This window comes from Microcystis sp. M090S1, assembly GCF_020246295.1.
GTDB classification, from domain to species: Bacteria; Cyanobacteriota; Cyanobacteriia; order Cyanobacteriales; family Microcystaceae; genus Microcystis; species Microcystis aeruginosa.
In genome coordinates this window covers 1-12,418 of record NZ_JADBTF010000359.1, presented here as the reverse complement: position 1 = coordinate 12,418, position 12,418 = coordinate 1, and the positions used below count along the sequence as shown (strand labels likewise).

The window sequence follows — 12,418 nt, the reverse complement described above, 5'->3', positions numbered from 1 at the left end:
TGAGGTCATAAGTACCTAAGCAAAATTAATTACACATCTAAGCCACTACTCCGTCAGACTTCTGGTGTGAGGAAACAGTGAACTGAAAACTCAAATCCGATCCCTAATAGCTGTCTCCCGTCTCCCGTCTCCCGTCTCGGAGTCTCGACTAGGAAATTAATTTTGCACGACTACTTAGTACTCTGTACCTTCACCGGTTCACTTTCTCGCCTGGACGTATTTTGTTTAAAGGTTAATCCAACTACGCACCATCTGTCGAGGTTTTCCTGAATTTTTAAAAGCGGTTCTATTGTGGCATAAAAAGCGATTATTAACGTAAAATACATCACCTTTTTCCATTTTGAAGCGGACTGTATTTTCCGGTTCTGAAAAAAAGTCGTCGATGATGTCGAGTGTTTTTGTGATAGCTTCCGGTTGCGCTATTTCCAGTTTGGAGTAAGCGACTTCAATCCAGTACCGCATATAACGAAAAACCAGACCCTGAGAATCGGCTGAGAATAAGGGGAAATTATTCTTTTGAATAGCTTCTTGAGAATTAATCTCTCCAGGTGTAATAACATCGCGCGCCAAAGGTTCGTAAAGATAGGGAACTAGGTCTGTATGGTTTTGCCAGAAATATTGATACAAATTGGCGGCGTTTACTACCAGGGAATCTCCTCCCTCATCCGCGGCAGCAAGACACAGTAAGCCAACAATATCAGGGAAGTAGTTTTTGGCTGTACTATCGGTATGATAGCCAGTTTCTGCATTCGTCATCGAAACGGGTATAGCTTCTTTAGTGTAATCCATTCCTCGATCGATTACATCAAAAAAATAGCCATAGCGGTGGTTTAGCAGTCCAAAAATACGAGAAATAAAAGCATAAATTAACCGCATTTCCGTTTCTGTTAATTCCGGTTCTAATCGGAAAATAATTATTCCTGGTTCCTGGAGCAATTTCTCAAGAAATGGTAGGAAAAAATCAAGATTTTTATTGACTGTTTCCTGTCCTATTTCGTTGGGTTTTTCAAGCCATTTGTGATTGCTTCTTTTTAGTAAATATGAGACTAATGATTCTGGTAAATGAAAAAATAGTTGAGAAGGATCAGGCAATTTTTTCCAAGTCAGTAATGAAATATTAGGATCAGAAATCGGTATAATCATTTTTGAATTTTGAAAGCAACGTGAAGGGGAAGGTCAATGAGCGGAGTAAAAAATTCTGGGTCTAGTTCTAAATGTTCCTGATTAATTTTTAGTTCATAAACTTCTGGCATTTTTGTGAAGGCTGCTAAACGAAGAGATGTGAAGTAATCTTCCATAGTTTTATGAACACATTGCACGGCGACGGCTTTTCTATCTCTGCGCCAAATCTCACCGGGGAATAATTGATTGCGTCCGGAAAAATAGCCAGCTTTCGGTTTAAAATAAAACGGAAACTTATCTTTTTTCAGAAAAGGTAAAGAGGGATGGGGGACGGCGAACAGGAAATATCCACCGAATTTCAAAAGTTGGTAGGCTTTCTGCATCGTGCTAATAGTTTCTGAAACATTTAAGTAGTTGAACAGAAACATAGCCAGAGCTAAATCGTATTGTTCGGACTCAGTTACCGCAAAATCACGAATATCACCAGTTTCATAAGAAGCATTAGTAATCTGATACTCGTTTTTTTGAATCAAGGCCTGCTCGATCATTTGCGATGAAATATCAATCCCATGAACATATTGAGCGCCTCGGTTAATTAACTCTCTTCCTACATAACCTTCCCCACAGCCTAGATCTAATATATTCTTGTTGACAATCGGTTCACATAAATCAATGACAAACGGACGCGCGGAGTAATCAGAAAGCAAAATCGGTTCTACTCGTTTCCAGTCTCCTGCGCTTTCGTCGTAAAGTTTTTTGGTTTCTTGTGTTGCTTTCATACCTATCTAACGTGATAAAATTTGCACTAATTTTGTTTTAGTCTAGCACTGTGCAAGTAATTACCCATAAAACTTTTACCAGTTAATCCGAAATCAGCTATCGCCAGAAAAATTAGCTCTTCTTCTCCTAAGTTCACAGATTGATGCACACACCAACGGGGAATAACAGCAAAAGTACCCGGTTCGACTTCGTTTTCGTATTGATCAACAATAACTTTTCCTTGACCCTGAAGAAATACAAATACGGTTTCATGTGCGTGTCTGTGCATTTCATTCGCTTTTCCTGGCTTGACTATAACTAGGCGTGGATCTAAAACTTCTAGATCAAATGGCAGGCGAAATACGTTAAAATCAATATTGAGTTTATCAACCTTATTGTTGTATAAAGCTTCTAAGTTGCTGGCGCTGATTGTTGAAATAAGCTCTTTACCTTCTTGCACATGAGTCAAGCTTTTTTGTTCATTAATTTTTTGAGTCAATACTCCCAGTCGCACTGTTTTAAAATCATGATAAAGTTGTGAAGCAAGCCTTAATATTGTTTGAGAGCATTGGCATTCACCAGATGGATTTTCAAGCCAATTTAACAAGTTCAGAACTTCTTCCTTGTGCTTTTCCCTTTGCATCCCGTATAGCAAAAGTGAACTCAATCCGGGTAGTAGTTTTTCCACTGGAACAGTAGATAAGTCTTCCGTCAATCCAATACGCACATCATTGATTTGATGCAATAAAAGTTCCTGTTCCTGATTAGACAGCTTTTTGCCTTTAATCATTTTAGTGAAAAGCGTAACAATCTTGAGTTGGTCTGATGATGTCAAAGATTGATCTAACGCCAACGCACGTTCATACATATTGTCCCAGTAAGCAGCACGTAGATTTAAGGCTTTTAACATTCCTTTCCGTAATTCCAGAACAGCCTGTTCGCTTTCACTGGCTAATTCTTTAGCAATCTCAACTAAAGTTAAGCTGTGTTCATCCTCCACTTCTGTATGTAAAGGAAAAAATACATATTGCTGCAAGGATAATGATGTATGTTTTTTGATCGCTTCAATAATGTGTTTGTAGATAAATTTAACAACAGATTCAGTCCCTAAACCTATCGCTCCAATAGCTTGGAGTGAACTTCCATTCTGGAGCAGCGATAAGAATGATTCACGCCAGATTTCCACTTCAACACAAGGCGTTTGCGTGCTATCTACTCCCATCGCTTCTTGAAAACGCTTGAATAACTGTGGGTGAGGAATTTCCTGTACCCACTCGTCCTTAATACCTAATTTACGGATTGCTTCGAGATCTTCATCGTGTAGATGTCCGTTTTCTTCAGCTAAGTTCTTCAGCAGGTGATTTCGATGAGTGGGATTTTCTAGCTTTGATATTACTGCTGTTAAATAACGGGAAAACCAGTCACTATAAGCTCCGTATTGACTGGCAAAGTCTTTCAGAACTTCATCAATATGTTGAAATTCTCCTTTTTCTAAAGCAAGTAAATACGGATGATTAATCGCTCGATGGCTTAGTGCTTCCTCGATTAAATTTTCCATTTTTTCTCATCCCCCGATAGCCGCCCTCTTTTAAATACCATCACAAAATTGGCCAATTGTCAATAGCGTTTGAGATGCGCTCCCCCTGAAAACAGATCATTCTTGATTAAGATTCTCTGAGATTTTCTCTCTCTAATTCGATTAAATTATCGATTTTCTTTAGCTTGGCATCCCCGGCAAGATAACCGATCCCGCGATGTAAATGTAAGCGAAATTGTTGAGTTAGAGTTTCTTTATCGGTTCCTAATCCGTCTTGATGACAACGTTGTTTAAGGGCAATTAGGAAAATATCGGCCATTTCTCCCCCGAATACTTTCCAGGATAATTCTACATTGCTATCGGCAGGAATGGGAACGGGAGAGGGGAGACTCGGTTCGGCAAGGGAACGACAAAAAGCCCAACGACAGAGGATATTCCATTGGTCAATTTTGGTGTAGCGTTTTAATTTTATTAGGCTATCTTTGGCGGTTTGAGATAGTCGAAAACGTTCGATCGGTGATTCCATAATCTATAATTTTACCTCGATCTGACTGATGAGAAAATAGTTAGTCATTCTCAATCCTGTTTAATAGGATAGTGGGAAGTAGGGAGCTTTTTTTCAGTGTTGCCAAAGGCACGGCGTAGCCGTCCAGTAAACAGTAATCAGTGAACTGATAACTCGCATCTGATAACTGATAAATGATAACTGATGAGTGCATCTCAAATTTGCAGAAATAACGACAATCGGCAATTATCAGTAACTCTTAAATTATTACAGATGTATCAGCATCCGCGTGTAAGCATCCCACCGAAAAACTAATGCGCTCCGGGGTTTGGGGGGTTCTACCCCCCAAAAGCTTGGATTGAGCGATAAAATCGAAAGTAAGGCCCGATGTCTCAAGTTAATTGGGGGAGAATTTCTTGGGAATTTATCTGAGTCATAATCTTACCAAAAGTAGCGGTCTGGGTGAATAGTGGTTTGACGTTGTTGGGAATTATATTCTAGCAGGTATTTTCTGGCGATTACTTCCTGTTCTTCTAATAAGAGTAGCTCATTTTGTCCAATTTCTGTATCGGTAGAAAGGAGGATGACTTGAGAGGAAGCGGCGGGAAAATAGCGTTCAACTAAATTATGGCGATGGGAAGAATCTAAACGTCCGAGGGGTGTATCGATAGCGATGGGTAAATCTCGTCCGGAGACTCGCGCTAATCCCCACAAAAAAGCGATCGCTAATAGTTGTTTTTCTCCGGCAGAAAGACGGTGTTTAGGCACATTTTGTCCATCGGGGCCAAAGAGAGATAGACCAAAAGTATCAGCATCGATCGCTATTTTCTGCACCAGATCGGACTTATGCAATAAATAACGAAAACATTCCGCCACTTCTCCCTCTAATCTATTTAATTTTTTTAAAGTTAAGCGTTCTTTAAATACTTTTAAAGTTTGCTGTGCTTTGACAATAGCATTGACGATGTGTTCGTTACTTTGGGATTCTAAAGCTTTCTCACTATAGGCAAATAATTCTTTTTTAGTTTTCTCAATTTTCTTTTTGATTTCCTCATAATTTTTGTGGCTTTGCTCGTATTCCGCTTGAGCATTTAGATACTTTTTCTGAGCGGTTTTTAAGTTATTACTCAGGGTTTCGTATTCTTCGGGAGAGGCTGCTACTGCTAATTCTCGCTCTAAATTATCTAAGTCAGCTTCCAGATTTCTTAATTGTTCTATTGCTTGATGAGCGAGGTTAATTTGTGCCGGTAATTGATGGGTTAAGACTCGATTTAATAACTCGATCGCCTCCTCGTCTAAATCTAAGTAAGAAGTAACCAAAGAATCGTTATCCTCAGCTAAAAACTTATTTTCTTGCTGTAAAAACTCCCTAATATTCTCTAATTGTTCTAAAGTTAAATTCAGTTGTTCTAAATAAGCAAGTAACTTTTTATCTCTGGATTCTAAAACCGATTGAGCGACCTTAGCTGATTGAACTTTTAGCTCTTTTTCTCCCTGAATTTTAGCCGCTTCTAGGAGAGGAAAAATTAACTTTAATGGTAAAAATTCCCCCGCCAATTGACCTAAATATTCTCTCTGTTTATCTAACTTTTTATCTAAATCCTTTTTTCTGCTCTCTAATTGACTTCTTTCGGCGGCAATTTTTCCGCCATCAATGCGAAATTTATCCGAGACTGCATCAAAATCATTTCTAACCAAATCTAAATTTTTTTGTTGAGTTTCCATCTCTTGTCTAGCCAATTCTAAATCTCCTTGGTACTGGGCTAATTTTTTCTCAATAGCTTCAATAGTTGCCAGTTCATTTTCTGCTGCTAATAACCGGCGCTTACGACTAGCTAAAATATCGAGATCAACGGCTAATCTTTCCGCTAATTCTAACCCTAATAAAGTCTGCATCGAATCCTTAACGCTGTCAGGAGGTACATCCTGTTCTGCCAATTCTTTTACCTGTTCCCCATCAAATAAAAAGAGGTTAGAAATACCCAAAGGTAATAAAGTTTCAATATATTCATCCCAAGTATTAGCTAAGGCGGGATCAGGCCAATCTTCATCTAAAATACCGAGGGTATCCCTACCATCTTTGGGCTGTTTTGTCCAGTATCTAACGATACGATATTGTCGCCATTGTTCATTAACTAGATGTTCAAAAGCCAGTTCAATTCTAGCTTGATCGATGAGGGAAGCTTGATTATTAACTGCTTGACTGAGAAACTCGGCATAACTTAAATTATTGCGAGTAGAACACTTTGCCCGCGCACCGTACAAAGCCAAACGAATCGCATCCATTAAAGTAGTTTTACCGCCCCCATTCATGCCTCCCAAAAGGATAATCGGACAGGGATTGTTGTCTTTTTCGGGACGTAAATTAATCACTTGACGACCGGCGTATGGACCGAAATTTTGCAAAACTAATTCAGTAAAAATCATTAACAGTCAGCCTTATTTAAGTCGAAAGTTTTAGGGAATCTCCTGTAAAAATTATACCTGAAAAAGTGCCGCAGATATTTTTTTACACCCAAGAAAAAACCCCAGACTTTATACTATAGCATTGATCACCAGCGCCTAGATATAATTAGGGTTTCCTGATTTTTACTTTCTAGTTCATTACTGGGCATGAGCCTATTTTTTGAAAAAATCGTTATGATCGGCGTGAAAGTGCCAACACAGGGGAGAAAATTGCTATGATCACGATCGGCGAATATTTATGCCAGCGTCTCCATAATTTAGGGGTTAATCATATTTTCGGGGTGCCGGGGGATTATGTCCTCGATTTGATGGATGTTTTGGTGGAAAGTCCGATCGAATTAGTTTGTACCTGTAATGAGCTTAACGCGGGTTATGCCGCCGATGCCTACGCGCGAGTCAAAGGGATGGGCGCTGTCTGTGTCACCTACGGAGTCGGGGGATTTAGCCTGGTTAATGCTGTGGTCGGTGCTTACGCTGAAAGAGTTCCCCTGGTGGTAATTAGTGGGGCTTCCGATCGCTCGATTCGCCGGGATAATTTATTATTACACCACACCACGGGCGATTATAATCTGCAATTGTCCATCATGGAAAAAGTCACGGTTGCCTCGGTTATTCTCACTAATTCCGCCCAAGCAGCCAGTCAAATCGATCAAACTTTAGCCGCTTGTTTGCATCACAAACGTCCCGTGTATATCGAAATTCCCCGGGATCTGGTCTATCGTCCCTGTATCCCCTCAGAAAATCCAATTTATTTAACCGATAATCTCACGGATGCCGCCGCTTTAGAAGAAGCCATTGAAGAAGCGGTTTTTTTATTAGAAAAAGCGGAAAAACCAATTATTTTAGCGGGGGTAGAATTCCATCGGTTTAAACTCCAAGATAAGTTGCTGAAACTTTTAGAAGTAACGGGTTATCCCTTAGCTACCACTATTTTAGGTAAGTCGTCAATTTCGGAAATGCAGCCGCAATTTATCGGCACTTATGTGGGGGCATTAAGTCGCGAATACGTTAGTCAACGGGTGGAAAATGCCGATTGTGTCCTCTGTTTAGGGGCGATCATGTCCGATATGAATTTAGGCGGATTTACGGCTAATTTAAATCCCAATAATTTGATTAATGCCAATTCCGAGAAGATAAAAATTAAACATCACTTCTATCAACCAGTATTACTAGGGGATTTTATCGATGGTTTAATTGATAAGCTAAGTCACAAAGAAGCGGCTACACTAGAGATTAAACCCGCAGCCGAATTGAAGGATTTAGAATTCATCGCCGTGGCAGAGCAAAAATTAACTAATGCTCGTTTTTATGAGCGAATGAATCATTTTATCGCTCAAGAATCTTTTGTTATTTCTGATACAGGGGACGCAATTATTGCCACAATTGATTTATTAATGCCCCAAAAAACCGACTTTATCGGTCAAGCATTTTATCTATCCATTGGTTATTCAATTCCCGCCTGTTTAGGAGTAGCTTTTGCCGCACCAAATACTCGTCCTATCGTCTTTGTGGGTGATGGTGCTTTTCAAATGACTGCCCAAGAACTTTCGACAATTATCCGTCACCATCTCAATCCAATTATCTTTTTAATTAATAACGACGGTTACACGATCGAGCGGGTAATTCAGGATAATATTTATAATGATCTACAACCGTGGAAATATCACCAATTACCAGCAGTATTTAACGGGGAAAGTTGGAGTTGTCAAGTCAGGACAGAAGGGGAATTAGAAAAGGCTTTATCGATTGCCCAGGGTAACATCGATCGCCTATCATTTATTGAAGTACATCTTGATCGTTTTGACTGTTCCCAAGGCTTAACTCGTTTAGGTCAAGCTTTACGTTCACCCCACGCTTAGACTGGTTATGCTATTAGGTTTTGACTGTGTGAAGCTGTCCTAAGACATCAGACTGAAACTCTTTTGGCTCCCAAGAGTCAACAATTAAGATACAATCGGTATCTTAATCAAAGTGTGATGGTGACAACCGCAACTAAAAACCCTATGAATGCTTTATGGAAACAAATCACCCTATTGAACTTTTCGCCCGCTTCTTGGTCAAAATATAGCTATCTGCATCGTTTCGTCGGCCTTTTTAGTCAATGGCGACAGGGTAGCTGGTTTGTGCAGTGGACAGAAATGATGGGTGCGCTGTTAATCTCTCTCCTTATCGCCACTGCGCCGTTTTTCTCCACCAGTCAAATCGGTTTTTTGCTGTTAGCAATAGCGGGTTATTGGCTACTCTTAACCCTTGTGGATGAAGGCAAAATCGGGGTGACACCCATACATCTTTTGGTACTTTTATACTGGGGAATTGCCACGGTTTCTACGGCTTTTTCTCCCGTTAAAACCGCAGCTTTGGAAGGATTAATTAAATTAACTCTCAATCTCATCTTTTTTGCCTTTACCGCCCGAATCATGCGCTCACCACGCCTAACAAATTGGATTCTGACTACTTTAGTTTTAACCGCCTTAGCAGTCAGCATCTACGGCATTCGTCAGCAAATTTTTGGTGCGGAACAGTTAGCAACTTGGAACGATCCCACTTCAGAATTAGCGGGAGATACTAGGGTTTATAGTTATCTCGGTAATCCTAATTTATTAGCTAGTTATTTATTCCCTGGTATTGCTTTTAGCGGTGCTGCATTATTTGTGTGGCAGGGATGGCTACCGAAAATTTTAGCGGCTTTATTAACTTTAGCCAATGCCGCTTGTTTATTTTTTACCGAGAGTCGTGGCGGTTGGATTGGTTTGATGGTCTTAGGAATTGTCTTCTTATTGCTATTATTTTATTGGTTCAAAAGTTATCTACCGTTATTTTGGCAAACATGGCTTTTACCCTTAGTTTTAGGGGGTTTAGCCGTGGTGGTTTTAGGGGCGATTTTATTGGTGGAACCGCTGCGAATTCGGGTGATGAGTATTTTCGCCGGCCGGGAAGATAGTAGTAATAACTTTCGGATTAATGTTTGGGATGCAGTTATTCGCATGATTCAAACTTATCCGCTTTTGGGCATCGGACCTGGTAATGATGCTTTTAAGAAAATTTACCCCCTATTCATGAAGCCAAAATACACGGCTTTAAGTGCCTATTCTGTGCTATTAGAAATCATGGTAGAAACGGGAATTATTGGTTTTACCTGTTTCCTCTGGTTATTAGTCACAACTATCGGCCAAGGCATCCATCAAATTAAACTTTTACGCGATAAAATGGATAGTCAAGGCTTTTGGTTAATCGGGGCAATTGCCGCTATGGCCGGAATTCTTGCCCACGGTTTTTTTGATACGGTTTGGTATCGTCCCCAGGTTAGTACCCTCTGGTGGTTAGTTTTGGGTTTAATTGCTAGTCGTTGTGGCGTTGTCAAGTTTGAAGATGATGGCGCATCAGAGCAGACTTGAAAACGCTTTAAGAGTAAGGCTCTCGTTGTGTCGCAATTCATTCTTCATATTCTGATCTGACAACGCCAGTCGTTGTTATTCCCCCGCTAGGGGTTTTAATCGTGGCAATTCTCTCCTCTAAGAGGGCGAAATGGGGAAGCATTGAGGAGTTATTTCAGATTACGGATAGGGCTGCTCTGAAGGGGATTTGAAGCGCGTGTAGGCGTAGGCGAGGGCGATTATCAAGAAAAATTACAAAACCTCCATCCTACCATCTCTCGGTGGCCAAAACAAGAGATAATTAAATTAGATCGTTTCCCAGTTTCTTCCGCGCTTGGCGCGATTTTCCAACTGCAATAACGAGAGTGAATCCCGTGGCCGTTATAGAGACGAGGGAGGAAAATAATGGATCGTTCTCTTAAGTGGGCCGTCGCGATTGTCATAACTCTAATCCTCGTGCTTTTCCCAGTCTTTTCCCCGGGCTGTGGGGCAACCGAGTGGAACCCGAAAGGAGGGAGCGGCCAGGATACAATGCTAACCCTTACTCGCACTGACAACGGCAAATCCATCACCATGCAGGTCAATGACCTGCTGCTACTGTCCCTCGACGAGAATCCCACCACTGGCTTTCAGTGGGCGCTCGATGGTGGCGGGGGCGATTTAGTGGAGCTGCAGTCCTCTGAGTATGTACCCGCCATAGAGTCGAGAGTCGGCGGGGGCGGTCAGAGAATCCTGACCTTTAAAGCGCAACGGGCTGGGATAGGCCAACTAAAGCTTAAGCTCTGGCGAGAGTGGCAGGGAGAGCCGTCAGTTGTGGAACGATTTACTGTCACGCTCCAAGTCCGAGAGTAAAGGCTTCTCGGACAGCCTAGAGCTAGTGAGTAACGACTTAGGAGGAAAGGAAAAATGAGTGAAACATTTGTAATTCCAGCAATGGGATGGTTGCCTGACTATCCCGACATCCGCGACCTGACACCAGAATCCGAGGTCGTCGCACCCAGACTAAGAGCGTTGGGGCAACTGCCGGTCAAGGCGATGCTCGCCCAAGTGGGAGCGGGGGCACCGACGGCGCTGCCGGCCAGCGTGAACTTGAGGCCGTGGTTTTCCCCCATCGAGGATCAAAAAACTATCGGTTCTTGTACGGCCCACGCCGGTGTCGGACTGGTGGAGTATTTTGAGCGGCGGGCTTTTGGCAAACACCTCGATGCTTCCAGACTCTTTCTCTACAAAGTGACGCGCAACTTGTTGCGCTGGACGGGAGATACGGGAGCCTTCCTGCGCTCAACAATGTACGCCCTCACCTTGTTTGGCGTACCACCAGAAGAATACTATCCCTACAATATCGCTGATTATGACAAGGAGCCGCCAGCATTCTGCTACGCCTTTGCCCAGAGCTTCCAAGCGATCTCTTACTATCGCCTGGATCCGTCCGGGACGGCGAGGGATGCGCTGTTAACTCAGATTAAAACCTACTTGGCGAATGGGCTGCCCTCAATGTTTGGCTTTACCGTTTACAGTTCCATCAATCAGGCCAACACCAATGGCGGTAAGATACCCTATCCAACTCGCGGCGAACGGGTTGAAGGCGGTCACGCCATTGACGCAGTTGGTTACGACGACAACCTCAAGATCAAGAACACCAATGCCGGTGGCATTGAAACCATCGGTGCCTTGCTGATTCGCAACTCTTGGGGGACTGGCTGGGGAAGCGCTGGCTACGGCTGGCTGCCCTACAAGTACGTTCTAGATGGGCTGGCGACTGATTGGTGGTCGCTAATCAAGAATGAGTGGATCGATACGGGACAGTTCGGATAGGAGACCGATTCGATAAAGGCTTCTGGTGAGTTTTTTCAGAATAGGGGGGACGCTGGGAAAACTCACCGTTTGTTGAATTTTTTAGGGTATGCTTTTTAAAATTCGCTGTAAACCTTATTCTGTATGTGAGCGGAATCGAGCTAATTAGCGATCGCCAAATGCGGTATGGGTGGGTCAGTGGGTAACAGTGGAAGCGCACAGTGCAAAGTCGCTTTTGATTACTGTTCCGGCGGCGGCGTTGGTGGTTTTGCAGTAGTTAGGAGGGATCGGAGAGGAAGATTCTTGTGTAACTATTCAATAGGAGATTTCTAACCGACCATGTTAAGAAATTGCGAGGTATTAAGATGTTAGAAAATGAGAATTCAAAAAAAGATAATTGGGATAAATTCGAGATATTTAGCAAGTTTTTAGGGGCTGTCGTTTTAGTTTTCATTCCAATAGTTATTAAACTGGGTGCAGACAGCATTTCCGACTCTATGGAGAGAGGAAAAATGATTCAAGTGCTAATCTCGGATTTTACCAAGAGTGAGCAGCAAAGGAAGGATTTTGCATTAATTGCTTTGGATACAGCCATACCAATTAAAGAAGAATGCACATTTCTTTGGATAAATTGTCAACCCAACCCAGAAAAGGATAAAGTTGTGGATTCAGCGATACTATTATTAAGTAATTTAGTTAGGAATGCTTCCACTCGCCACTCTGGGAGCATCTCACTTACGCGATGAGTAATTATACTTAGCCTAAAAGCCACTCTTAATCGTGTCTTGGAACGAAATAGAGGCTTTTAAAGACTGCGTACATGGAGAATTAAAACAAGAATTACCCTCGAAAAGCCTATTT

General features: G+C 41.9%; 10 protein-coding genes. 5 read left to right on the top strand and 5 right to left on the bottom strand.

Annotated features, from left to right (window positions below):
• Nucleotides 1–225 precede the first annotated feature (225 nt).
• The 5 genes from IM477_RS16035 to dndD form a co-directional block, all read right to left on the bottom strand.
• Nucleotides 226–1,143 carry a TauD/TfdA family dioxygenase gene (locus IM477_RS16035; protein ID WP_353845552.1) on the bottom strand — a complete coding sequence of 306 codons (918 nt, stop codon included), beginning with the start codon at nt 1,141–1,143 and terminating at the stop codon, nt 226–228.
• Nucleotides 1,140–1,901, bottom strand: coding sequence for a class I SAM-dependent DNA methyltransferase (locus IM477_RS16030; protein ID WP_287732553.1), 762 nt, complete (start codon nt 1,899–1,901; stop codon nt 1,140–1,142). Before IM477_RS16030 ends, IM477_RS16035 begins: the two co-directional genes overlap by 4 nt.
• Nucleotides 1,902–1,927: 26 nt before the next feature.
• Nucleotides 1,928–3,439: a cupin domain-containing protein gene (locus IM477_RS16025; protein ID WP_287732551.1), complete on the bottom strand. Its 1,512-nt coding sequence runs from the start codon at nt 3,437–3,439 to the stop codon at nt 1,928–1,930.
• Between the two features lie 106 nt (nt 3,440–3,545).
• Nucleotides 3,546–3,944, bottom strand: coding sequence for a DNA sulfur modification protein DndE (gene dndE, locus IM477_RS16020; RefSeq protein WP_002735106.1), 399 nt, complete (start codon nt 3,942–3,944; stop codon nt 3,546–3,548).
• Between the two features lie 420 nt (nt 3,945–4,364).
• Nucleotides 4,365–6,350, bottom strand: coding sequence for a DNA sulfur modification protein DndD (gene dndD / locus IM477_RS16015; protein WP_287732549.1), 1,986 nt, complete (start codon nt 6,348–6,350; stop codon nt 4,365–4,367).
• A gap of 254 nt (nt 6,351–6,604) precedes the next feature.
• Between dndD and IM477_RS16010 the strand changes: the two genes are divergently transcribed.
• From IM477_RS16010 to IM477_RS15990, 5 genes are all read left to right on the top strand, one after another.
• Nucleotides 6,605–8,248 (top strand): alpha-keto acid decarboxylase family protein, encoded by a 1,644-nt coding sequence (locus IM477_RS16010; protein WP_287732547.1) that lies wholly within the window; start codon nt 6,605–6,607, stop codon nt 8,246–8,248.
• Between the two features lie 144 nt (nt 8,249–8,392).
• On the top strand, nt 8,393–9,784 hold the full coding sequence (locus tag IM477_RS16005; protein ID WP_287732546.1) for an IctB family putative bicarbonate transporter: 1,392 nt from the start codon (nt 8,393–8,395) through the stop codon (nt 9,782–9,784).
• 384 nt (nt 9,785–10,168) lie between these two features.
• Nucleotides 10,169–10,615 carry a protease inhibitor I42 family protein gene (locus tag IM477_RS23150; RefSeq protein ID WP_353845551.1) on the top strand — a complete coding sequence of 149 codons (447 nt, stop codon included), beginning with the start codon at nt 10,169–10,171 and terminating at the stop codon, nt 10,613–10,615.
• 54 nt (nt 10,616–10,669) lie between these two features.
• Nucleotides 10,670–11,578, top strand: a complete 909-nt coding sequence (locus IM477_RS15995) for a C1 family peptidase (RefSeq protein WP_287732544.1) — start codon at nt 10,670–10,672, stop codon at nt 11,576–11,578.
• Nucleotides 11,579–11,922: 344 nt separating this feature from the next.
• Entirely contained in the window at nt 11,923–12,303 is a 381-nt protein-coding gene (locus tag IM477_RS15990; RefSeq protein WP_287732543.1) for a hypothetical protein, read from the top strand.
• The last annotated feature ends 115 nt before the right edge of the window (nt 12,304–12,418 follow it).